The sequence below is a fragment of the Planomonospora algeriensis genome (genome assembly GCF_977012225.1).
The window spans coordinates 1-23,004 of the sequence record NZ_CDRNDK010000058.1; the positions used below are offsets into that span (position 1 = coordinate 1).

17 protein-coding genes are annotated in these 23,004 nt (G+C 72.7%); 8 read left to right on the forward strand and 9 right to left on the reverse strand.

What is annotated here, in order from left to right:
• Positions 1–15: 15 nt before the first annotated feature.
• The 3 genes from ACWJ6R_RS09385 (at position 16) to ACWJ6R_RS09395 (ending at position 4,176) form a co-directional block, all read left to right on the forward strand.
• Positions 16–171, forward strand: coding sequence for a hypothetical protein (locus ACWJ6R_RS09385; protein WP_449061844.1), 156 nt, complete (start codon positions 16–18; stop codon positions 169–171).
• The gene (gene pulA, locus ACWJ6R_RS09390; protein ID WP_449061829.1) at positions 125–2,332 is read left to right on the forward strand and encodes a pullulanase-type alpha-1,6-glucosidase; all 2,208 of its coding nucleotides are present in this window, start codon (positions 125–127) and stop codon (positions 2,330–2,332) included. The genes ACWJ6R_RS09385 and pulA overlap by 47 nt, the downstream gene beginning before the upstream one ends.
• Positions 2,333–2,406: 74 nt before the next feature.
• Positions 2,407–4,176: a carbohydrate-binding module family 20 domain-containing protein gene (locus tag ACWJ6R_RS09395; RefSeq protein WP_449061830.1), complete on the forward strand. Its 1,770-nt coding sequence runs from the start codon at positions 2,407–2,409 to the stop codon at positions 4,174–4,176.
• Between the two features lie 156 nt (positions 4,177–4,332).
• Here the strand turns inward: ACWJ6R_RS09395 and ACWJ6R_RS09400 are convergent, their stop codons facing one another.
• The 3 genes from ACWJ6R_RS09400 to ACWJ6R_RS09410 all read right to left on the reverse strand — a co-directional run bounded on the left by ACWJ6R_RS09400 (position 4,333) and on the right by ACWJ6R_RS09410 (position 8,994).
• Positions 4,333–6,204: a diguanylate cyclase domain-containing protein gene (locus ACWJ6R_RS09400; protein ID WP_449061831.1), complete on the reverse strand. Its 1,872-nt coding sequence runs from the start codon at positions 6,202–6,204 to the stop codon at positions 4,333–4,335.
• Between the two features lie 266 nt (positions 6,205–6,470).
• A complete protein-coding gene (locus tag ACWJ6R_RS09405) occupies positions 6,471–7,985 on the reverse strand; it encodes an alpha/beta fold hydrolase (RefSeq protein ID WP_449061832.1) in 1,515 nt (504 codons plus the stop codon).
• A gap of 142 nt (positions 7,986–8,127) precedes the next feature.
• Positions 8,128–8,994, reverse strand: a complete 867-nt coding sequence (locus ACWJ6R_RS09410) for a LysR family transcriptional regulator (RefSeq protein WP_449061833.1) — start codon at positions 8,992–8,994, stop codon at positions 8,128–8,130.
• Between the two features lie 81 nt (positions 8,995–9,075).
• Between ACWJ6R_RS09410 and ACWJ6R_RS09415 the strand changes: the two genes are divergently transcribed.
• On the forward strand, positions 9,076–9,207 hold the full coding sequence (locus tag ACWJ6R_RS09415) for a hypothetical protein (RefSeq protein ID WP_449061834.1): 132 nt from the start codon (positions 9,076–9,078) through the stop codon (positions 9,205–9,207).
• Positions 9,208–9,722: 515 nt separating this feature from the next.
• Here the strand turns inward: ACWJ6R_RS09415 and ACWJ6R_RS09420 are convergent.
• Positions 9,723–10,421 (reverse strand): helix-turn-helix transcriptional regulator, encoded by a 699-nt coding sequence (locus tag ACWJ6R_RS09420; RefSeq protein WP_449061835.1) that lies wholly within the window; start codon positions 10,419–10,421, stop codon positions 9,723–9,725.
• Between the two features lie 80 nt (positions 10,422–10,501).
• Here ACWJ6R_RS09420 and ACWJ6R_RS09425 point away from each other — a divergent pair, with 80 nt between their 5' ends.
• From ACWJ6R_RS09425 to ACWJ6R_RS09435, 3 genes are all read left to right on the forward strand, one after another.
• Entirely contained in the window at positions 10,502–12,034 is a 1,533-nt protein-coding gene (locus ACWJ6R_RS09425; protein ID WP_449061836.1) for an acyl-CoA thioesterase/bile acid-CoA:amino acid N-acyltransferase family protein, read from the forward strand.
• Positions 12,035–12,240: 206 nt separating this feature from the next.
• Positions 12,241–13,824 (forward strand): methyl-accepting chemotaxis protein, encoded by a 1,584-nt coding sequence (locus ACWJ6R_RS09430; protein ID WP_449061845.1) that lies wholly within the window; start codon positions 12,241–12,243, stop codon positions 13,822–13,824.
• A gap of 53 nt (positions 13,825–13,877) precedes the next feature.
• The gene (locus ACWJ6R_RS09435) at positions 13,878–15,215 is read left to right on the forward strand and encodes an ABC transporter substrate-binding protein (RefSeq protein WP_449061837.1); all 1,338 of its coding nucleotides are present in this window, start codon (positions 13,878–13,880) and stop codon (positions 15,213–15,215) included.
• 170 nt (positions 15,216–15,385) lie between these two features.
• Here ACWJ6R_RS09435 and ACWJ6R_RS09440 read toward each other — a convergent pair whose 3' ends face one another.
• A complete protein-coding gene (locus ACWJ6R_RS09440) occupies positions 15,386–16,315 on the reverse strand; it encodes an oxidoreductase (RefSeq protein WP_449061838.1) in 930 nt (309 codons plus the stop codon).
• Positions 16,312–16,821, reverse strand: coding sequence for a hypothetical protein (locus tag ACWJ6R_RS09445; protein WP_449061839.1), 510 nt, complete (start codon positions 16,819–16,821; stop codon positions 16,312–16,314). Before ACWJ6R_RS09445 ends, ACWJ6R_RS09440 begins: the two co-directional genes overlap by 4 nt.
• A gap of 118 nt (positions 16,822–16,939) precedes the next feature.
• Here ACWJ6R_RS09445 and ACWJ6R_RS09450 point away from each other — a divergent pair, with 118 nt between their 5' ends.
• Positions 16,940–17,908: an alpha/beta hydrolase gene (locus tag ACWJ6R_RS09450; RefSeq protein ID WP_449061840.1), complete on the forward strand. Its 969-nt coding sequence runs from the start codon at positions 16,940–16,942 to the stop codon at positions 17,906–17,908.
• Here the strand turns inward: ACWJ6R_RS09450 and ACWJ6R_RS09455 are convergent.
• The 3 genes from ACWJ6R_RS09455 to ACWJ6R_RS09465 form a co-directional block, all read right to left on the reverse strand.
• Positions 17,815–20,616, reverse strand: a complete 2,802-nt coding sequence (locus ACWJ6R_RS09455) for an AAC(3) family N-acetyltransferase (RefSeq protein WP_449061841.1) — start codon at positions 20,614–20,616, stop codon at positions 17,815–17,817. The two genes, ACWJ6R_RS09450 and ACWJ6R_RS09455, sit on opposite strands and share 94 nt — an antisense overlap.
• A gap of 2 nt (positions 20,617–20,618) precedes the next feature.
• Positions 20,619–21,455, reverse strand: coding sequence for a sugar ABC transporter permease (locus ACWJ6R_RS09460; protein WP_449061842.1), 837 nt, complete (start codon positions 21,453–21,455; stop codon positions 20,619–20,621).
• A partial coding sequence (locus tag ACWJ6R_RS09465) for an ABC transporter permease subunit (protein ID WP_449061843.1) occupies positions 21,452–23,004 on the reverse strand: 1,553 nt, incomplete at its 5' end. The genes ACWJ6R_RS09465 and ACWJ6R_RS09460, both read right to left, overlap by 4 nt.

Below are 23,004 nucleotides of genomic sequence, written 5' to 3' on the forward strand. Positions count from 1 at the left end.
GACGCCTCCGGTGCGCTGCTCGCCGCGACCGGCGTGCAGCTCCCCGGCGTGCTCGACGACGTCTACGCGAAGCGGCCGCGGCCGGCTCGGCCCGGACGCCTCCGGCGCGTCGCCCCGCCTGTCGGTGTGGGCGCCGACCGCGCGGAAGGTGGAGCTGGCGCTCTACCGTGACTCCGCCGGGGAGAGCCGGACCATGCACGCGATGCGGCGCGACGACGCCACCGGCGTCTGGTCGGTGCGGGGGCAGCCGTCCTGGAAGGGCCGCTACTACACCTTCCTGGTCACGGTCTTCTTCCCCGCCGCGGGGAAGATCGTCACCAACGAGGTGACCGACCCCTACAGCGTCTCGCTGGCCGCCGACTCGGTCCGCAGCCACCTCGTCGACCTGTCCGACTCCTCGCTGCGCCCCGACGGCTGGGCCTCGCTGGCCAAGCCGCCGGCCGTACCGCAGGAGAAGGCGTCGGTCTACGAGCTGCACGTGCGCGACTTCTCCGTCTCGGACGCGACCGTCCCGGCCGAGCGGCGCGGCACCTACGCGGCGTTCACCGGCGACTCGGCCGGGATGCGGGAGCTGCGCTCGCTGGCCGCCGACGGCCTGACCCACGTGCACCTGCTCCCGGTCTTCGACATCGCGACCGTCCCGGAGCGCAGGTCCGACCGGGCCGAGCCGGAATGCGACCCGGCCGACCTGGCCTCCCTGCCCGCCGACTCCGAGCGGCAGCAGGAGTGCGTGGCGGCCGCCGCCGCGAAGGACGGCTTCAACTGGGGCTACGACCCGCTGCACTACACCGTGCCGGAGGGCTCCTACGCCTCCGAGCCGGACGGCGCCGCGCGGATCAAGGAGTTCCGCGGCATGGTCGCGGGCCTGAACGGCGCCGGCCTGCGGGTGGTCATGGACGTGGTCTACAACCACACCCACGCCGCCGGGCAGGACCCGACCTCGGTGCTCGACCGGATCGTGCCCGGCTACTACCACCGGCTGCTCGACGACGGCACCGTGGCCGCCTCCACCTGCTGCGCGAACACCGCGCCCGAGCACTCCATGATGGGCAGGCTCGTCGTCGACTCCATCGTCACCTGGGCGAGGCAGTACAAGGTGGACGGCTTCCGGTTCGACCTGATGGGCCACCACCCGAAGGCGAACATCCTCGCCGTCCGCGAGGCCCTCGACGCGCTGACCGTGGAGAGGGACGGCGTGGACGGCAAGTCGATCATCCTGTACGGCGAGGGCTGGAACTTCGGCGAGGTCGCCGACGGCGCCCGCTTCGAGCAGGCGACCCAGGCGAACATGGCCGGGACCGGGATCGGCACGTTCAGCGACCGGCTCCGCGACGCGGTGCGCGGCGGCGGCCCGTTCGACGCCGACCCCCGGGTCCAGGGCCTCGGCTCGGGCCTGGCCGGCGACCCCAACGGCTCGCCCGCCAACGGGAGCGCCGAGCAGCAGCGGGCGCGCCTGCTGGGCTACCAGGACCTCGTCAAGCTGGGCCTGGCCGGCAACCTGCGCGACTACCGCTTCACCGCCACCTCCGGCGAGGAGGTCAAGGGCTCGGAGGTGGACTACAACGGCTCCCCCGCCGGCTACGCCGCCTCCCCCGGCGAGACCGTGACCTACGTGGACGCGCACGACAACGAGACGCTGTTCGACGCGCTGGCCTACAAGCTTCCGCAAGCCACGACCATGGCCGACCGGGTGCGCATGCAGTCGCTCTCGCTGGCCACCAGCGTGCTCGCGCAGGGCACCGCGTTCGTCCACGCGGGCAGCGAGCGGCTGCGTTCCAAGTCGCTCGACCGCAACTCCTACGACTCCGGCGACTGGTTCAACCGGCTGCTGTGGGACTGCGCGCAGGGCAACGGCTTCGGCGCGGGCCTGCCACCCAAGGCCGACAACGAGGACAAGTGGCCGTACGCCAGGCCGCTGCTCGCCGACCCGGCGCTCAGGCCGGACTGCGCCGCGATCGGTGCGGCCCGCGCCCGGTACGGCGAGCTGCTGAAGATCCGCTCCTCCTCCCCGGTCTTCGGGCTCGGCTCCCTGGCCGAGGTGCAGAAGCGGCTCTCCTTCCCGACCGGCGGCGCCGCGGAGACCCCCGGCGTCGTGACCATGCACCTGGACGCCTCCGGGCTCGACCCGAAGTGGAAGTCGATCACCGTCGTCTTCAACGCGACCCCGCGGGAGCAGCCGCAGACCGTGGCCGCGCTCTCCGGCGCCCGGGTGGCCCTCCACCCCGTCCAGGCCGGCGGCGACGACGCCGTCGTCAAGCGGTCGGGCTTCGACCCGGCCACCGGCACGCTGACGGTCCCGGCCCGCACGGTCGCCGTCTTCGTGCAGTCCTGAAAGCCGCCGGGCCGGGTGTTGCAGCACCCGGCCCGGCACGGGAACCCGTCCAACTCTCCTGGAGGCCCCCCGCCATGCGATCCTACAAACCACCCACCCCCCTGACCGCGGCCGCGCTGAGCGTCCTGGCCGGTGCGGCCCTGCTCGCGCCCGTCACGCTCGGCGCCGCCTCCTCCACCGCCGCCGCGGCCCAGGCCGCTCCCCCGGCCGGCACCGGCCCCATCGCCAAGCTGTGGGGCTGGAACTGGAACTCGGTGGCGCGCGAGTGCACCGACGTGCTCGGCCCTGCCGGGTACGGCGCCGTCCAGGTCTCCCCGCCGCACGACTCGATGAGCAAGGGCGGCTCGGTCTGGTGGGACGTCTACCAGCCCGCCCGCTACACGCTCACCAGCAAGTTCGGCGACGAGAACGCGTTCAGGAACATGATCCGGGCCTGCCACGACGCGGGCGTCAAGGTCCACGCCGACGCGGTGATCAACCACATGACCGGCCAGGGCAGCCGGAGCTACGGCGGCTACGCCTTCGGCAAGTACGACTACCCCGGAACCTACTCCTCCTGGGACTTCCACAACTCGCCCACGTGCGTCATCGACGACGCCGACTACAAGAACGACGGCTGGCGGGTGCAGAACTGCGAACTGGTCAACCTGGCCGACCTGAACACCGGCTCGGAGTACGTGCGCAACCAGATCGCGGGCTGGCTCAACAAGCTGACCTCCCTCGGCGTCGACGGCTTCCGCATCGACGCGGCCAAGCACATCCCGCCGGAGGACCTGGCGGCGATCAAGGCCAGGCTGACCGGCTCGCCGTACCTGCACCTGGAGGTCATCCACGGCGACGACGAGAAGGTCCAGCCGAGCCAGTACACCGGGATCGGCGACGTGCACGAGTTCGTGTTCGGCCGCAAGATGAAGGAGCAGTTCACCGGGCGGATCCACCGGCTGGAGACGTTCGGGCAGAGCTGGGGGCTGTCGGTGCCGGGCGACAGGGCCGTGACGTTCGTCGACAACCACGACACCGAGCGCAACGGCTCCACCCTCAACTACAAGTACGGCGACGCCTACCGGCTGGCCAACGTCTTCATGCTCGCCTGGCCGTACGGCACGCCGCGCGTCTATTCCGGCTTCACCTGGAGCGACAAGGAGGCGGGCCCGCCGTCGGCGAACGGAGGCTTCGTCACCGACACCGACTGCGGCAACGGCCGCTGGACCTGCTTCCACCGGCAGATGGCCGGGATGGCCGGCTTCCACAATGCCGTCGCGGGCACCCCGGTCGCCAACTGGTACGACGACGGCGGCGACCTGATCGCCTTCAGCCGCGGGACCAAGGGCTGGGTCGCGATCAACAACGGGACCGGCTCCGCCACCCGCACCTTCACCACCGGCCTGCCCACCGGGACCTACGCCAACGTCGCCGGGAGCGGCTGGGTGACCGTGGCCTCGAACGGCACCGCCTCGGTGACCGTGCCCGCCGGGAGCGCGGTCGCGATCCGCACCGGGAACGGGCCGACCCCGACCCCGACGCCCAGCCCCTCGCCCACGGCCACCTCGGACAAGGCGGCCACCTCCTTCAACGCGAACGTGACGACCACCTGGGGCCAGAACGTCTTCGTCGTCGGCGACGCCGCCGAGCTGGGCGCGTGGAACCCGGCGAACGCGGTGGCGCTCTCGTCGGCCGCCTACCCGGTCTGGAAGGCCGCGGTGAACCTGCCGGCCGGCAGGACGATCGCCTACAAGTACCTCAAGAAGAACCCCGACGGCTCGGTGACCTGGGAGAGCGACCCGAACCGCACCTTCACCACCCCGGCGGGCGGCACCGCCACCCGCAACGACACCTGGCGCTGACCACCGCCGTCCCGTCATCCGCGGCCCCGGCCGTGGATGACGGGACGGTCCGTCCGTGGCACCGTCCGGAAGGATCCTCCCGGTCAGCCGCAGAGCGCCGAAGCGAGGTCTGCGGCCGCGGCGGCGCGGACGTCCGGCGATACCCCGCGGACACGCTCAGGCGGCGGCGGGGGACGCCGCGTACCCGTTCTTGCCGCCGTGCTTGGCGAGGTACATGGCGTCGTCCGCGCGGCGCAGGAGTCCGGCGGCGTCGGAGGTCGATCCGTCGGCCACGCCGATGCTGGCCTTGATGCGCAGCGGCCCGCCGCTGGTCCGCACCGGTTCGGCGAAGGCGGCCAGGACGCGTTCGGCCACCTGCGCGCCGTGACCGGCGGCGGACGGTCCGGCGTCCTCGTCGGCGGGATCGTGCGGGAGGAGGACGGCGAACTCGTCGCCGCCGAGGCGCGCCACCGTGCCCCCCGCTCGGACGCAGCCCCGCAACCGCTCGGCGACCGCGATGAGGAGCTCGTCACCGATGTGATGACCGAACATGTCGTTGACCGGTTTGAAGTCGTCCAGGTCGATGAGGAGCACGGTGGCGGTGGACGCGGCCCGGAGCCGTTCGTCGAACAGCGCTCTGTTGGCGAGGCCGGTCAGCGGGTCGTGGGTGGCGGCGTACTGCAGCCGCTCCTGGAACTCGCGGATCTCGGTGATGTCACGGGCGTTGCAGACGACTCCGTCCACGCTCGGCAGGTGGGTGAGGTCGGTGGCGACCACCGCGAGCCAGCGCCAGGATCCGTCGGCCCGGCGCAGGCGGGCTTCCCAGGAGCGGACGCGGCCCGGCGCGCCGACCAGACCCTCGAAGGCGTCCCGGACGGTGGCGTGGTCGTCGGGGTGCACGACGGTGAGCACGGGCCGACCGGTGATCTTCTCGGGGTCGGCCCCGAGGACCCGCTCGACGGCGGGGCTGGCGTAGGTGAAGCGGCCGGAGGGGTCGACCACAGCGGTGATGTCGGAGGAGTGCTGGACCAGCGACCGGAATCGCTCCTCCTGCCGGCGTACGGTCAGCATGCTGCGGTCGAGCCGCCGCAGCAGGTCTGCGTTGTCGCGGAACGCGACGAGCTGGCGGACGAGCACCAGCGAGGTGACCACGATCACCCCGGTGACGACTCCCCAGGTCCGGACGGTGAGCCCGTCCCGGAGGGCGACCACGAGCAGGGCCTGGGCGGCCGCCACGGCCACGTACGGAAGACTGCTGTAGGGGCGGCGCCGGTCACGCCGGACCGCTCCGTACGCGTCGCCCCGCAGTTGCAGCTCTTGCAGGCGAGGGGTGGCGACGAGCAGGACGCACGGCAGCAGGCGGACGAGGAGCCAGAGATGGGTGTGCTCCGAGGTCGCGGTCACGTGCCCGAGGGCGGCGCCGAGCCCGAAGAGGCCGGTGCTGACCCCTGCGGCGATGCCGGCCGCCCTGGTGAACGGCGCGTCACCGCCGAGCACCAGTTTCACCAGCGTGAAGGTGCACAGCAGCATCAGGCCCGGACCGGCGAGGATCACCCCGACCCGCACCTGGCCCTCCGCCGCGAGCACGCTGATCGAGAAGTACCAGATGAACGCCGCGACGCCGGCCATGACCGTCGCGGCGTCGAGGGCGAAGCGCAGTCTGTCACGCCCGACGGCCTGGATGGGATGGATCAGCATCGCGACGATGACGACCACGGCGCCGCAGGCCACGAGTACGTTCTGGACATCGCCGCCGCTGGTCGAGGCGAGGGCGGGGTCGCGGACGCCGTCGAGCGTCTGGACGGTGTCCGCGATGAGGAAGACGAGTCCGGCGGCGGCCGTCCACCGCCAGAACCTCCGAGTGGACGCCGGCGCCTCCGCCACGCGCCCGACACTCCAGCACAGCACGCAGAACAACAGGTCGAAGACAGCCTGCACCGCCCAGAACACGATGCTCTGCGTCCGCCCGTCGACCGCGCCGGAGGCGAAGAAGCCGGTCAGCGCGAGAGCGGTGGCGAAAGTGCACAGCAGGACGGGATCGCGGTGCAACCGCGGTCCCGTCGCTCTCGGTCTTGCCTCCACGCTGCCCCCCATTTGTCGCGGAACGGCTGTCACCCTTTCATCACGGGATCGCCGACGAGCCCCTCGTCGGCGATCCCTCACACTCCATCGGCCGATCCGCCGCCGAGCTGAGCGAGCGCGGGACATCGCGTGTCCGATCAGGTGGGGCTGCTTCGCGGTTCGGCGCAGCCGCCGTGGTTCTCCGGATCAGGGAGCCTGCCGGGCCGGTCCCTCTCGACCGGCCCAGCCGGTCCTCACTTCACCGGCAGGACCTTGACGGGCGGAACGGAGGCCAGGCAGGAGGTGTCGCCTACCCGCTCGTCGCGGATGAACCCGTTGACGAGACCGAGGACGCATCCGCTGGGCTCGTCTTCGGGGAGGTGCCCGGTGTTGGGAACCGACAGGAAGGTGGCCCGGCGGAACTGCGCGGCGGCCTTGCGCCCGTTGGCGTCGGGCGTGTTGGCGTCCAGATCACCGGAGAGCACCAGAACCGGCACGTCGGGGAAGCGGCCGGTGGAGACGTACGGCCGGGCGGTGCCCTTTGCGGGCCAGTGCAGGCACAGGTCGCCGCCGTCGGCCTGGGCGGTGGCGAACGCGTCGGCTCCGAACGCGCCGAACTCCCCGGCGCGGGCCCGGCCGACGGCCCGGTCGAAGGCGCGGGCGCGTGCGGCGGGTGAGGCGTTCACCGACCAGGTACGGGGATAGTCGTTGCAGATCACCGCGATCGTCTGCCCCAGGTCGGCCGGCCCGTACCCGGCCTCGCGACCTCCCGTGCCCTCCTCTGTGTTCCTGACCAGGGTGATCAGGTCGCGGTCGTCCCCTCCGGCGGCCCGGTGGAGCGCCCGGGGCAGCCTGCCGAGCAGGGGCGCCTTCTTCGGCTCGGCGCCTACGCCGCCGCTGGCCTCCATGTAGGCCAGCGCGGCCAGCTGCTGCTCGGTGAACCGGTACGTCCGCCGCTTGCCGCCGGCGGCGACCGGGACGTCGAGGGGGGCGGTGCGCAACCGGGCGGCGACCTCGGCCAGGTTCCGGACCGCCTGCTCACCGTCGCATTCCCCGCTGCGCTCGCAGATCCTGCGCAGGCTCAGCGAGACGGCCTGGGCGCTGGGACGGCCCAAAGAGTCGAAGTCGATCGGGTACGCGCCCGAGAGGACGATGGACTGGACGCGCTCCGGGTGCCGCTGGGCGTAGATCGGCATGAGGTAGGTGCCGTAGGACTGGCCGAACAGCACGAGCTTGGAGATGCCGAGCTTGGCCCGGACCGCGTCGAAGTCGTCGGCGGTCGCAGCCGAGGTGTAGCCCGCGGCACGCGGGCCGAGCCGCTCACCGCACCGGCCGACCATGCGCATGACCTCGGCTCTCGGCTTGGTCATGGCGTCCTCCACGGAGACTCCGCACGCCAGCGGGGTGGACCGGCCGGTGCCGCGGGGGTCGACGACCAGCAGATCGTGATCCGACAGGCTGGCGGCCAGTCCTCGGGCGTACAGGCCGGTGATCGCGATGGGGGCTCCTCCGGGACCACCGGGGTTGACGAGCACCGTCCCCCGCGACGGCTGATCGTGGCCACGGCGTTTCACCAGGGCGTACGCGACCTTGATGGAGCCCAGTTCCGGCTTGCCCTGGACCAGCGGGCGGGTCACCGTGCCGCAGGTGACCCGGTGCCCGGATACCTCGGGGCACCAGGCGGGACCGGTGGAGACGGTGGCGCCGGCGGTGGGGTTCAGAATCGTCAGGCCGACGACCAGGGCCAGGGCTGTTGATGTCAATGCCATGACCAGCAGTCTGCGGATCGGGGAGCTCCGGCATATCAGCAGTTCAGCCCGGACCGTACCGACGAAAGTCGATCCTCCTCTGCTCCCGAGGTATGGTCGGCGCCCGGTCTTCGAGGAGGGGGTGCCGATGGGGCCGCACCGGTCACGGTGCCGCCCGGTGGATCTCCGTGAGCAGCCGGACGTACGCCGCGACCAGGGGAGAGCCCTCGGTCCTGCGCCAGGCGAGGACCAGGCGGCTCGGTGGGGCGTCGGTGATCGGGCGGAAGATCACACCCTCCGCAGGAGACCGCCGCGCGACCCGGGCGGGCGTCATCGCCACGACGCCGTCCCACAGCACGGCGTGCATGCACTCGTCCAGTGATCGGATCTCGGGGCCGCTCGCGTCGCCGACGGGCTGCCAGAACGCGCGCCAGCGCGCGTCCGTCTCCGCCGGGAGCCGTACCCACGAGCATCCGGCGAGGTCCGCGAGCCGTACGGCCCGCGTTCCGGACAGCGGGTGACCGGCGGGGAGCACGGCGACGCACGGCTCCTCGGCCACCTCCTGGACCGCCAGGCCGGTGGTGTCGAACGGGGCCCGGGTGACCGCGAGATCGACGGCGCCGGCGGCCAGTCCCATCGTCGGATCGGAGAAACCGCCCTGGCGGAGCTCGACCCGCGCTCCGGGATGGGCCCGCCGGAAGGCCGGCGCGACCCGTGCCGACAGTGTCTGCTCGCCGGGCCCGAGCACGCCGACCACCAGGCGCTGCGCGCCCGCCGCGGCGCGGACCCGCTCGCGGGCGGAGTCGACCCTGGCCAGCAGCTCGCGGGCTTCGGCCAGCAGGACTTCACCGGGCCGGGTGAGGCGCATCCCGGCGGGCGTCCGCTCGAACAGCGCACAGCCCAGCTCCGCCTCGAGCTCGCGGATGCGCTGGCTCAGCGGCGGCTGCGACATGTGCAGCCTGCGGGCGGCCCGCCCGACGTTGCCCTCCTCGGCGACCGTCACGAAGTACAGCAGCCGCCGCAGGTCCACGCAGGCACGATATCAGCGGGTCGACCACCCGGTCCGAAACGAACTTGGACGCCGCTCCCGCGACCCGGATGTGATGGGGGCATGTGCTACAAACACCCAACCGACCTGAAACTGATCCCCCGCCTGCGGGAGCTGGCGCCCGTCGAGGCGTCGGCCTTCCTGGAGTTCCACGATGCCACGGGCCGCTCCGGCGGGGCGGTGACCGATGCGTAGGCTGCTGCGGCGGATCACGACGCTGTGCGGCCGGTGCGCGACGGCCTGCACGCCACGCCGTTTCAGGCGCCGGTGACCGTCCGGTCGACCCGGCAGGCGGCACGACCGCTGCCGGCGCCGATGACGACTCGTCGGCCCATCACCCGAAAACCGGCCGTCAAGGGCTGCTCACTCGACGGCTTCGCGCTGCGGGATGCCCTCCGGTCGCGGAACCCCCGTTCTCGGCCGAGCCGGGCGAGGCCGGGGCCCACCGCACCGGAGACGATCCACCTCGGGCGGAAACCATGGACGCGGCCGCGCCACCACGCGACCGCGTCCACTGAAACACCCGGATCCGTACCGGCGCCCGGGTGCCTCCTCTCCCCTCGGGGAGTGCCACTCCCCGGGGAACCGGCCGCCAAACACGTTCCCGCGACGATCTTCCCGGAGGACTCCGGTCCCGGCGGGCACGGGATCCCCTCCGGTCCGCCCCCTCGGTAAGCAATAGACGATCGGTTCCTTTGGGTTGGGGAAGGTCAGGCGGGCTCAGGCGGGCCGACCGGGCGGGCCTCGGGAGGCGGCGTGCCGACGATCGCGATGTCGTGCTCGGGGGCCGGCTCGGCCGTGAGGCGGGCGGCGGTGATGCGGTCCCGGCGGAACCAGCGGACGGCCTCGCGTTCCCGGCACCACCCGGCCAGGTACCAGCGGCCCCACATGTGGGCGAACTTAATCGGTTCGACCCGGCGGCGGCTGTCCCGGCCGTGGGCGTCGACGTAGGTGATCGCGACGACGACCCGGCGGCGCAGGGCCTCGGCCACGATCTCCAGGGGAGAGGGCCCCGAGGCGGTTCCCTCCACCCAGACCCGGCCCGCCAGATCCTCCGCCTGCCGCCGGGAGACGGGGTCCAGGACGTCGAAGATCTTGGCCAGGGCGGCCGCGCCGTCCCGCGCGAAGGGGCCGTCCCCGGCCACGGCCAGCGCGGCGGCCACCGCGACCGCCTGCGACGGGGTGAGATTGATCGGCGGGAGGGTCGCCGCCGCGTCCAGGACGTATCCCCCGCCGGGGCCCGCCTGGGTCCGGAGCGGCAGGCCGGACTGCTGCAGGGCGGCGAGGTCGCGCTTGATCGTACGGATGCTCACCTCGAACCGGTCGGCCAGCCGCCGCGCGGTCCGCCCTCGCGGCCCGGCCCGGCGCAGCTCCTCGGCCAGCGCGTAGAGACGGTCAGTGCGATTCACCAGAAAATGGTGACATAACGGTGTCACCAGGTCTCCTTGATCCTTGTCCGGAATCGCTGTCTCCCCGTGAGGACGGACCCATGAGCCGAAACGATCAGCAGTCCCCCCGCATCGTCGTCGATCCGCCCGAGCCCACCGTGGACACCCCGCTCCGGATCCGGCTCACCGGCCTGCCCCCGGGCGGGCTCGTCACGGTGCGGGCCCGCCAGCACGACCCGTCCGGACGGCGGCTCGCGGCGCACGCCACCTACCCAGCCGACCGGCGGGGAGAGATCGACCTCTCATCCCAGGCACCGCTGTCCGGGACGTACGACGGTGCCGACCCGATGGGCCTCATCTGGTCGATGTCCGACCAGGACGGCGCTCCCGGTCCCAGCGTGCCGGAACCCGAGTCGCTCGCCCCGGCGACGGTCACGCTCACCGTGGAGGCGGGCGCGGAGACGGGCGGGGAGCGCCTCGCCGAGACCGCCTTCGACCGGCTGCGGCTGCCACCCGCCGTACGGCGGACCGAGGTCCGTGACCACGGGCTGGTCGGCACGTTGTTCCATCCCGGGGAGGGTGGGCCGTGGCCGGGGGTGATCCTGCTCGGCGGCTCCGAGGGCGGGCTGCACGAGCTGGACGCGGCGCTGATGGCCGGGCACGGGTTCGCCGTACTCGCCCTGGCCTATTTCGGTGTCGAGCACCTGCCGCCGGAGCTGGTGGACATCCCGCTGGAGTACTTCGGCACGGCCGTCTCCTTCCTCCAGGGGCTGCGACAGGTGCGGGCCGAGGCGATCGGAGTGATCGGAGCCTCCCGCGGAGGAGAAGCGGCTCTCCTTGTCGCGGCGACGTTCCCGCAAGTGGGCGCGGTGGTGTGCACCGTTGGAAGCGGGGTCGTCACCCAGGGCATCTCCTTTCGCCCCACGTTGCCGGAGACCCTGGAGAACGCCCGGCCGTCCTGGACCCTCGAGGGCGAGCCGCTGCCGTTCCTCCCGCACACGATCACTCCCGAGTTCCGGCGGCAGATCGCCGAGGACGAGCCGGTCCGGCTGGGGCTGACCTTCCGCCCGGACCTGGCCGAGCCCGATCTGCTGGCCGCGGCCACCATCCCGGTGGAGCGGATCCGGGGACCGATCCTGTTCCTCACGGCCGGGGACGACCACTGCTGGCCCTCCCGCGAGCTGAGCGGGGTCGCCATGGCCCGGCTGGACGACGCGGCCTACCGGCACGTGCACCATCCGCAGGCGGGTCACCTGATCGCGCCGCCTCCGTTCACCCCCACCACCGCACTGGTCGTCCGGCCGGGTCGCGCGCCTCAGCATGGGGGGCACGCCGAAGGCCAACGCCGCGGCCCGCGCCGACGCCTGGCGCCAGAGCCTGCGGTTCTTCGCCGAGCACCTCTCCGCGGAACCGGTCCCCACGATCGTCTGACCCCTTACTCCCGACGGAGCCCGGGCCGTTGTCCCGGCCGGCCCACGGCAGGAAACCCAACCTGCGCAACAACTGGTGGGCGATGCGCGCCGCGTGCTGCCGGGCCGAGGCTCGCTACGGGCTACGCCGTACGGCAGAGCCACCGGCCATCGGCGACACCCGGCATCGCTGACATCGACCGGGCGCACAACATGTCGAGCTGAACTCCACCCGATCCTGACTTTGAGCTTCCGAAGTCCAGTGGGTTCCACCGTGAAGACCTTCGTTCACGCTGAATCCACTGGAGTCGGCCGGGCAAGAGATCTTCCTTCCAGTCCGGTCCGAATCCTCTTTTTTCCCCCACGCGCGCCGATCAGAGCGCAGAGAAGCGCCGAGGGACGGCGCGGTGGAGAAGGACGGACCTGTGACCATGCGACTCTGGCGAGATCTCGGCGTACGGCCGAAACTCCTGCTGACGACGGCCGTCGCGGGCCTGGCCATGGCCGGCATCGGCGCGGTCGGCATCGCCCAGCTGAGCTCGGTCGCCTCCACGGCCGAGTCGATCTCCGACTACCGGATGGCGCAGGCGCTCAACCTCAACGAGGCACGGATGGCCCTCCTCCAGGAGGACGCCATCCTGCTGGAGCACGTGGCGCTCACCGACGACGTCTCGCGGCGCCGCGCCGACGAGGAGATCCGGAAGAACGACGCCACGTTCGACCAGGCCTGGGAGCGGTACAAGAAGGCCGCGGGAACCCGGTCGATCGGCACCGTCACCGCCGCCGAGGGCGCCGTCACCCAGTACCGCGCCATCCGCGACGAGAACATGCTGCCCGCCAGCGAGGCCGGGGACGCCGTGACCTTCCGGGACACCCGCCTGCGCCAGAGCGAGGCGTTCAGCATCGCCAGGAACAACCTCGACGAGCTGGCCGCCGCCGAGACGAGCGCGGTGATCGCGGGCGGCAAGGAGATCCAGGACAACAAGACCGCCGCGATCCGGCTCGTGCTGGTGGTGCTCGTCGCCGGTCTGCTGCTGACCGGCGCCGTCGCCCTCGTCGTGGCCGGCGCGATCGTCCGGCCCGTCCGGCGCGTGCAGTCCGCCCTGGCCGCGATGGCGGCCGGCGACCTGACCGTCGCCGCCGAGGTGGACTCCGGCGACGAGGTCGGCCGGATGGCCGCCGGTTACGAGAGCGCCCGGCAGGCCGTACGCGGCACCGTGGCGGCCCTCGTGGAGGCCGCCGAGTCGCTGGACGACGCCTCGGCGCGCGTCTCGGCGTCCGCCGCCCGCATCGACGTCTCGGCCGCGACCGCCGCGGGCCAGGCGTCCTCGGCCACCGACTCGGCGAGCCTGGTCTCGCGGAACGTCGATTCGCTGGCGGCCGGGGCCGAGGAGACGGACATCGCCATGCGCTCCATCGCCGAGAGCGCGAACCAGGCGGCGCAGGTCGTCTCCCAGGCGATCTCGGTGGTGGAGAGCACCACGAACACCGTCGCGGAGCTGGGCACCTCGTCCGCCGAGATCGGCGACGTCGTCAAGGTGATCACCGCCATCGCCAAGCAGACCAACCTGCTCGCGCTGAACGCCACCATCGAGGCGTCCCGGGCGGGGGCCGCGGGCCGCGGCTTCGCCGTGGTCGCCAGCGAGGTCAAGGAACTCGCCCAGGAGACGGCGAAGGCGACCGAGGACATCTCCCGCCGGGTGGAGGCGATCCAGAACACCAGCGTCGGCGCGGCGACCGCCATCGCCGACATCCACTCGATCATCGCCCGGATCAACGAGCACCAGCTCGCCATCGCCACCGCCGTGGAGGAGCAGAGCGCCACCACCGGCGAGATGAGCGGCAGCATCAGCAAGGCGGCGCTCGGCACCCGCGACATCGCGGGGACCATCGACGAGCTCGCCGGCGCGACCCGCACCACCGCCGAGGACGGGCGCTCCGCCCAGGCCGCGGCGCAGGACCTGACGGCGACCGCGGAGCAGCTCCGCACGGTGGTGCGGAGGTTCCAGGTATGAGCCCCCAGGCCGCCCTGCCCGTCCCCCGATCCCCGCACCCGGAGAGAGAACCCGTGAAGAACCAGTCACGCCGCGGCCGGAACACGGCCGCGGGCGCCGTCGCCGCCCTGTCCTGCCTCCTGCTGAGCGCCTGCGGCACCGCGAACGCCGCCGAGGAGGCGGAGGCGAAACGGGCCGCCGCGTGCGCGCCGTACGCCGCCTACCAGGGGCACGACGGCACCGCCGTCAGCCTCCTCATCACCAGGGACCTCAACGACGTCAGGCTCCTGCAGGCCATGCGCGAGTTCTCCGACTGCACCGGGATCCGCCTCGACATCGAGGGGAACGCCGCCGTCGAGGACGAGGTGAAGAAGCGGGCCGGGACCGGGGACGCGCCGGACCTCGCCATGATCGCGCAGCCGGGCCTCATCGCGGACCTGGCGAAGGGCGGCAAGCTCAAGCCCGCGCCCCCCTCCGTCGTGAAGTCCGCCGAGGAGAACTGGACTCCCGGCTGGCTGGAGTACGGCTCCGTCGACGGCACCCTCTACGCGGTCCCCTACGACTCCAGCGTCAAGTCCTTCGTCTGGTACTCCCCCTCGGCGCTGAAGAAGGAGGGCCTCACGGTCCCGGAGACCTGGGACGAGCTCATGGCCGCCAGCGACAAGATCGCGGCCGCCGGGCGGACCCCCTGGTGCGTGGGCTTCGAGTCCGGCGGCGCGACCGGCTGGCCGGGCACCGACTGGCTCGAGGACGTGATGCTGCGCCTGTACGGCCCCGAGGTCTACGACCAGTGGGTCACGCACGCCATCCCCTTCGACGACCCGAAGGTCGTCAAGGCCGCGGAGACGGCGGCGGCCGTGATCAAGAACGACCGGTACGTCAAGGGCGGCGTGCGCGGCATCGCCAAGAACTCCTTCTCCCTGGCCGGACAGCCGATCATGGAGAACCAGTGCACGTTCTACCGGATGGCGTCCTTCTACGCGGGCAACTGGCCGCGCGGCACGAAGATCTCCGCCGACGGCGACGTGTTCGCCTTCCAGCTGCCGGCCATCGACCCGGCGCAGGGCAATCCCGCGCTCGTCGCCTCGACGTTCACCCTGGCCTTCAGCGACCGCCCCGAGGTCGTCGCCGTCCAGGAATACCTGACGACGAAGGACTTCGCCGACAAGCGGGTCGCGGTCGGCAGCTGGACCACGGCCAACAACAAGGTGGACCTCAGCCTCTACACCGGCGACATCGACAAGCTCTCCGCGGAGATCATGCGCGACCCCGGCACCGTCGTGCGCTTCGACGCCTCGGACCTGATGCCGGCGGCGGTCGGCGCCGGGTCCTTCTGGACCGGCATGACGGAGTGGGTCAAGGGCAAGGACACCCGATCGATGCTCGCGGAGATCGAGAAGTCCTGGCCCTGACGGGGCGGCGCGGTCCGGGTCACCCGACCGCCACCACGGTGGCGGCCGGGTGACCCGGTACGGGCCCACCGGCCCGCGCCGAGCCGCCGGGCGAGGCCGGCGGCCTCCTCACGGGTGAAGGACCCGGCGGTCCGCATCCGCCCGGCGGGGTCCGCTCCGCCCGGCGGAGGTCAGGCGAGCTTGTCCAGGACGGCGATGTCATCCGCGGTCAGGTCCAGGCGGATCGCGGCGAGGTTCTCCTCCAGGTGGGCGAGGGAGGAGGTTCCGGGGATGGCGAGCGTGACCGGTGAGTGGCCGAGCAACCAGGCGAGCGCCGTCTGGATGCGGGTCGCGCCGTACCGGTCGGCGACCTCGTCGAGGGCTCCGAGCTGCTCGGCGGTGGGGGCCATGCCGGGCGGGGCCTGGGAGAGGTCCAGGCCGGGGCGGAGCATCCCGGCGGCGAGGGGGAAGTAGGCGGTGAACGCGATGCCCTCGGCCTCGCACGCGGCCAGGACGTCGGCGCTGGAGCGGTCGAAGACGTGGAAGCGGTTCTGCACCGCCGTCACCGGTGCGATCGCGCGGGCCTCGGCGAGCTGGGCCGTGGTGACCCCGCTGAGTCCGAGGCTCCGGATCAGACCGCGCCGGTGCAGGTCGGCGAGGGCTCCGAAGGACTCGGCGAAGGGCGTCCCACCGGGGGGCAGCAGCCCGTCGCCGCCCACCCGCAGGTAGACCAGGTCGAGCCGGTCCTTTCCGAGCCGGACGAGGTTCTCCTCGACCTGCTCGCGCAGCCGCTCCGGTTCCGCGGCGGCTTCGAAGCCCTTCCGCTCGTCGCGGACCACGCCCACCTTGGTGGCGATGACCAGGTCGCCGGGGTAGGGGTGCAGGGCCTCCCTGATCAGGTCGTTGGCCACGTGCGGGCCGTAGAAGTCGCTGGTGTCGATGTGGGTGACGCCCGACTCCACCGCCCGGCGCAGTACGGCGAGCGCCGTGCCGCGGTCCTGCGGCGGTCCCCACACGCCGGGACCGGGCAGCCGCATCGCCCCGTAGCCGAGCCGTCCGACGGTCAGGCCGTCCGCGAGGCGCAGGCCGTCGCCGGTGGGACTGCCGGTGGGAATGGTCATTCACGGTCTCCTCGTGTCGTCCGCGGGCCGGTCGCCGCGCGGAGGGAGAGGCGGGCATGGATCGACTCGGTGGTGACCGCGCCGTCCGGAGTGCGGTCGAGCTTGCCCCGCCGCATGAGGTCGTGGACGCCCTGGCGGGTGATGCCCAGCATCGCCGCGGCGACCGAGACGCTCACCGCCGCCGCGGCCGGATGTCCGGCGCGCCTGGCGACGGCGCGGCCCAGCGGCGTGGCCCACCAGGCGGCCGGCGGGTCGAACGGCGCGTCACCCGGGTAGAGGGTGCTCACCAGGCGGATCGCCAGGTAGGCGGCCGCCCGGTCGTCCTCGCCGAGCAGCACGTCGGCCCAGGTCCGGCTTCTGGCCTCGAGCCGCTCACGCAGCCGTTCGCCCGCACCGGGCGGCTCGTCCTCGCCGAGCAGGATGTCCAGCGGGTCGAGCACTCTGCTGCCGACGATCCTCCGGAGATCCTCGGCCAGGACGTGACGCTCGTCCATGCTCGGTTCCACGCCCGCCTCCCTTCTACTTGACGTCGAGCATCAAGTACTTGTCGTTATATGTAAAGTAGACAGTCTACATATTGCTGACGGCTTCCCATGATCCTGACGGCGCGCAGGATGGGGTGGTATGAACCGTAAGGCCGTGCGGCTGGGCGTGATCCTGCTGGCGGCGCTGGCGGTGGCCGCCGTCTCGCTGGCCCTGCTGACGCCCTTCTCCTCCGGCTCCTCTCAGAGCTCCTCCGGCGGTGAACGCGGCCAGACCCCGCCCGGCGTGCGGGTGGAGCGGCTGGGCGAGCGGGACCACGTGCTCACCTTCGCCTCCGCCGCGCTCGGCCGCGAGGGCAGGGTCCGGGTGCTGCTGCCGGAGGGCTGGAAGCCGGGTTCGGGTCCGTGGCCGGTGCTGTACCTGCTGGACGGCTGCTGCCAGCCCGCCCCCGACTCCTGGGTGAGGGAGGGGGACGCCGTCCGGCTCACCTCGCCCTACCCGGTGATCACGGTCATGCCGGAGGGCGGCGCGGTCGGCTTCTACTCCGACTGGCGCAGGGGCCCCAAGTGGGAGACCTTCCACCTGACCGAGGTCCGCGCGATCCTGGAGCGCGACTACGGCGCCGGGGACCGCCGGGCGGTGGCCGGGCTCTCCATGGGGGGATTCGGCGCGGTCTCCTACGCGGCCCGCCATCCCGGCATGTTCCGGGCGGCGGCCTCCTTCTCCGGGGTGCTGGACAGCACCGAGAGCGCGCCCTGGCTGCTGGGGCGCCACGGCGAGGACCTCCGCGACCTGTGGGGCCCGCCGGACGACTCCGAGCAGGCGGCGCACAACCCGGTCGCCCTGACCTCCAAGCTCGCGGGCGTGCGCCTCTACGTCTCCTGCGGGGACGGCGCCCCCGGTCCGCTGGACGACCCGTCCGCGTCCCGGGACGACGGCGAGGCCACTCTGCTCACCCAGTCCGAGGAGTTCGCCCGGCGCGCGGGGAAGGACGGCCTGGAGGTCACCACGGACTTCTACGGGCCCGGGACCCACAGCTGGCCGTACTGGCGGCGCGCGCTGGAGCGCTCGCTGCCCCTGCTCATGGACGCGGTCGGCGCCTCCCGCTGAGGTGGTCCGGACCGCGGCACCGCGCCCGTCACCGGGATGCGCGATGGGCGCGCAGCCAGGCGGCGGCGAAGTCGACGAGATCGCGCTGCCGCATCAGCAGCGCGGCCGCCGCCCCGACCTGTGCCCGCCGTACCGCGCCGAGCACGGCGGCGAACGCCGCGCCCCGCCGCCGCGAAGTCGGTGTCGTCGGTGGCGGGCTCGGCGAAGCGGACCCAGCGGCGCTCCCCGCCGACCAGCAGGGGCGCGCCGTTGGGCACGGTCTCGCGCGGCAGCCCGCTGCGCGCCTCCGCCAGGTGCAGTGAGGTGTTCTTGTCGTGCCCGACGCCGAGGAGGAGCACCCGGCCGCCGAGATCGTAGACCGCCGAGAGAGGGGAGCCCTCCCCCACCGGGTCGTCGAGGTCGTGCCGGTCCGTGATCGCGGCGGCGTGCCGTCCCCAGGCGGCGAACGAGCGGTGCGGATGACCGCTGCGCCGGGCGCCGGGCATGGTCCGCAGCGCCTCGGCGACCGCGCCCATCGACCGCGACGGCGTCCACTCGGGGTCGTAGGGCGGCATGGAGCGGCGGATCGTCTCCCACCAGGCTTCGGGCACGGCCGGATCGGCCAGATAGGCCGGGTCGCACAGCTGCCACGACTGGGCGGGCGCGACCAGGGTGCCGCGCTCCCCCACGGCCTCCCGCAGGGCGAGCACCACGGCCTCGGCGCCGCCGACGACGTGCCCGACCCGGGAGAGGGCGCAGTGCACGATCAGCACGTCGCCGTCCGCCACCCCGAGCCGGCGCAGTTCCGCCACCAGGCGCGTCACCGTCAGCGGCTCCGTCAGCGGCTCCGTCAGGGGCTCCGGCAGCGGCTCCGCGGCGGGCGCGGTCAGGGGCTCCGGCAGGGGCTCCGCGGCGGGCGCGGTCACCGGGTGCTCCACGGCTACCCCAGCCGCCAGACGTGGAAGGCGGGACCGTCGGCCGGCAGGGTGAGCAGGCCGTCGGCGTCCGGGGCGAGGTCGGCTCCGCCGTACAGGGCGGTGGCGCCGGCGCCGAGCAGGGTCCGGAGCGGGTGGTGGGCGGCGCGGGCGGCCAGGACCAGCAGGCGCTCCGCCCGCGCGCTCGCGTACGAAGGCCAAGGCGTCGCCGGAGGCGTGCAGCCAGCGCAGGCCGCCTTCGCGCAGCGCGGGCTCACCCCGGCGCAGCGCGAGCAGGGCGCGGTAGGCGCCGAGGGTCCGACTGTCCCAGCTCTCCGGGCGGTCCCACGGCATCGTGCGGCGGGCGTCCTCCCCCCACGCGCCCTCCAGGCCGAGCTCGTCGCCGGCGAACACCATGGGCGTGCCGGGCAGGGTGGCCATCAGCCCCGCGGCGACCTCGACGAGCGCGGTGTCCCCGCCGCAGACCGTGCGGATCCTGGCGGTGTCGTGGGAGCCGAGGATCGACCAGGAGTGCGCCAGCGAACGCCAGGACATCAGGCCGGAGAAGGCCCGCATGGTCGCCACCGCCTCCCCGCCGGAGATCCTGGGGATCTCGGCGGGGACGCCGAGGAACGGCAGGCGGACCTCGGGGCCGCGCAGCCAGCTCCACACCGGCCGGGTGAACCCGGCGTAGTTCATCGTCCCCTGCCAGCCGTCGGCGTCCAGGTCGCCGGTCGCGTCGTGGGCGTGTTCGGCGACCAGCAGGCCGTCCGGGTTCTCCGCGGCGACCGCCCTGCGGATCCGGCGGGCGACCTCGTGGGTGAGGTCGGCGTCGCGCAGCCGTCCCGTCATGTTGGCCACGTCGATCCGCCAGCCGTCCAGGCCGAAGCGGAGCCAGCGCCGGACCACCGCCTCCATCTCGGCGGTCAGCCGCTCGCTGGACCAGTCGAACTTGGGCAGGGAGGGCACGCCCATCCACGCCTCGTAGCCGAGGTCACCGTCGGTGAAGAAGAACATCTCCCGTTCCGGGGCGTCCTTGTCCTTCAACGCGGCCCTGAACCAGGGATGGGTGTCGCCGCAGTGGTTGCTCGTGAGATCACCCAGGATGCGCATGCCCCGGCGGTGCGTCTCGTCGATCAGCGCCCGGTAGGCGGCGTCGCCTCCCAGCAGCGGGTCGACCTCGGCGAAGGAGGCCGCGTTGTAGCGGTGGTTGGACGCGGCGGGGAAGACCGGGGTCAGGTAGAGCGTGTCCGCGCCGAGGGCGGCGACGTGGTCGAGGCGGGCGCGGATCCCGTCCAGGTCTCCGCCGAAGACCTGCCGGGGGGTGGTCGGGCCGGTGCCCGCCACGGGGTCGTCCCAGGCGCACGGGATCGCCCACTCCGGCAGGTCCCGGCGGACGCCGGAGGAGGCGAACCGGTCGGGGAAGATCTGGTAGATCACGCCGCCGGCCGCCCAGGCGGGCGGAGCCGCATGGGTGACCAGCCGGAAGTCGGTGGCGTCGGGCACGTCGTGGCCGGTCAGGCCGGCGGCGGTCAGCCACCGGTAGCCTCCGCCCGGCCGGCTGAGCAGGAAGCGGTAGCGGGTCACCGGGTTGCGGGCCACGACATCGGCCCGCCACCAGATCTCGTGCTCGGTCTCCCGGTCGATCACCGCCTCGGTGAAGTGCGGCTCCCCGTCCGGCGTGGTCCGCACGTGCACGCCGGAGCGGTGGTCGCGCGGGGTGCGGACGAGGACGGTGACCGTCTCGCCGGGCTCCGGCGCCTGCGTGGCGACGTGGTCCGGCGAACCGTCGTGGTGGAATCCCTGGTCTAGCATGATCATCCTTTCACGGCGCCCGCGGTGAGCCCGTGGACGATGTATCTCTGCAGGAACTGGAAGACGGCGACCGTCGGGATCGCGGTGAGCAGGGTGCCCACGGCGAACATCCCGAAGCTGGAGTTGCGCTGCCCGGACAGGAGGCTGAACAGGCCGACCGCGAGAGTGCGGGAGTCGTCGCCGGTGAGGAAGACGCTGGCGACGAGGAACTCGTTGATCGTCGCGATGAAGACGAGCAGCGCGCTGATGGCCAGGACGGGCGCGGACAGCGGGAGGATCACCTTTCGGAACGCCTCCGTGGGGGTGCAGCCGTCGATGAGCATGGCGTCGTCGAGCTCCTTCGGGATCGTGTCGAAGAAGCCCTTGATCAGCCAGGTGTTCACGCCGACCTGGCCGCCGACGTAGAGCAGGGTGACGCCCCAGACGCTGTTGAGCCCGAAGACCGGCCAGTTCTCGCTGATCACGCCGAAGATGATGTACAGCGGGACGATCGCCAGGAACTGCGGGAACGCCTGGATGACCAGCAGCGCCACCAGTCCGACGCGGCGGCCGGTGAAGCGGAACCGGCTGAAGGCGTAGGCGGAGACGGCCGAGACCGCCACCGACAGGGCCGCGGTGAGCCCGGCGATCAGGATGGAGTTGACGTACCACGTCGCGAAGCGCGTGGTGGAGAACAGGTCCTCGACGTTGCCGAGACCCGCGCCCTCGGGCAGCAGCGTCGTCGAGCTGAGCGTGCCGAGCGGGTTGAGCGCCGCGGAGACCACGAACAGGATCGGGAAGAGGGCGAAGGCGGTGATCGCGACGGCCGCCACGTGCCGCAGGGCGGTTCCGTGCTTCAACGGTCCACCTCCTGGAAGACCCGGGTGCGCCGGAAACTGACGATCGAGAGCACGGCCACGATCAGGTAGACGTAGACGGACATCGCCGACGCCAGGCCGTACTGGGCCCCCTGCTGGCCGAAGGCCAGCCGGAAGGTGTAGGTGATGAGCAGGTCCGTCGCGCCCACCGCCGGGTTGTCGGCCGGGAACGGGCCGCCGGAGGTGATCAGGAAGACCCCGTTGAAGTTGTTGAAGTTGAACGCGAAGGAGGACACCATCAGCGGGGCCAGCGCGAGCATCAGCAGCGGGAAGGTGACCTTCCTGAACCGCTGCCAGCCGGTCGCGCCGTCCACCTGGGCCGCCTCCAGGTACTCCGACGGGATCGTCTGCAGCGCGCCGGTGGCGATCAGGAACATGTAGGGGAACCCCAGCCAGAGCTGGACCAGCAGGACCGAGATCCGGGCGGTGAGCGGCTCCCCCAGCCAGTCGACGTCTAGGCCGAGCATCCTGTTGACGAGGCCGAAGTCGGTGTTGAACATGTCCCGCCAGACCAGCAGCATCGCGAAGGCCGGCATCGCGTACGGCAGGACGGCCAGCGTCCGGTAGAACCGCACGGCCCGCATCCGGGGGTGGTGCAGCACCAGCGCGAAGGCGATCCCGAGCGCGGCGGTGAGCGCCACGACGGAGGCGGCGTAGACCACGTTCCACCCGAAGACGCCGAGGAAGTGGGCGTTGATCTGCGGGTTCGTGATGGCCGCGGCCAGGTTGGCCAGGCCCACGTCCACCTTCCAGCCCTGGGGCAGCGCGGTGCCGTCCGCGGCGGTGAACCGGCCCCGCTCCTCATCGGCCGTCCAGACCCCGCCCCGGCCGGTGACGCAGTCGCACCCGAGGTCGTAGGCGAGTTCCGCCCTGCCCCGGTAGGCCCTCGACAGGCCCTGGCTGCGGATCGCGCCGCCCTCGACCGGGACGGCCAGCTCGGTGACCTCCGTTCCCCGGGCGGAGGCCTGCGCGGCGGTCAGCACGGTGTACCCGGCGGCGGCGGTGACCCGCCCGCCGGGGCCGAGCACGGCGTCCTCCAGCGGCCGCAGGCCGTCGGCGGTGCCCGCGTAGGCCCGGCCCCGGGCCGCCAGCAGGAAGACCAGTTCGCCGTCCCGCTCCGCCACGGTGAGCCGGAACTCCTCCGAACCGGGCTCCCGCCTGACCGAGGAGGTCTCGATCGCGGTGATCGCCTCCTGCTTGGTGCCCAGATGGCCGTCGCCGATGTTGGTCAGCGCCAGCGACATCGTGTGGAGCACGGGGAAGACCTGGAAGGCCAGGACCAGGAGGGTGGTGGGGAGCAGGTACTTGGCCGGCAGGCGGCGCGGGGTCAGGTAGACGTAGAGGCCGGCGGCGGTGACGGCCGCGACGATCGCCGTCCCGGTCCAGTTCTCCGCCGAGACGAGCGGGGCGGCCGCCCAGAGCGCGATGGAGACGATCAGTCCGAGCGTCAGGAACCGCGCCGCGATCCCGCTCGCGCTCCCCCGGCCAGCTCCGCTCCGGCGGGGTCGCCTCCTCGGCGGCGGCGGGCCCG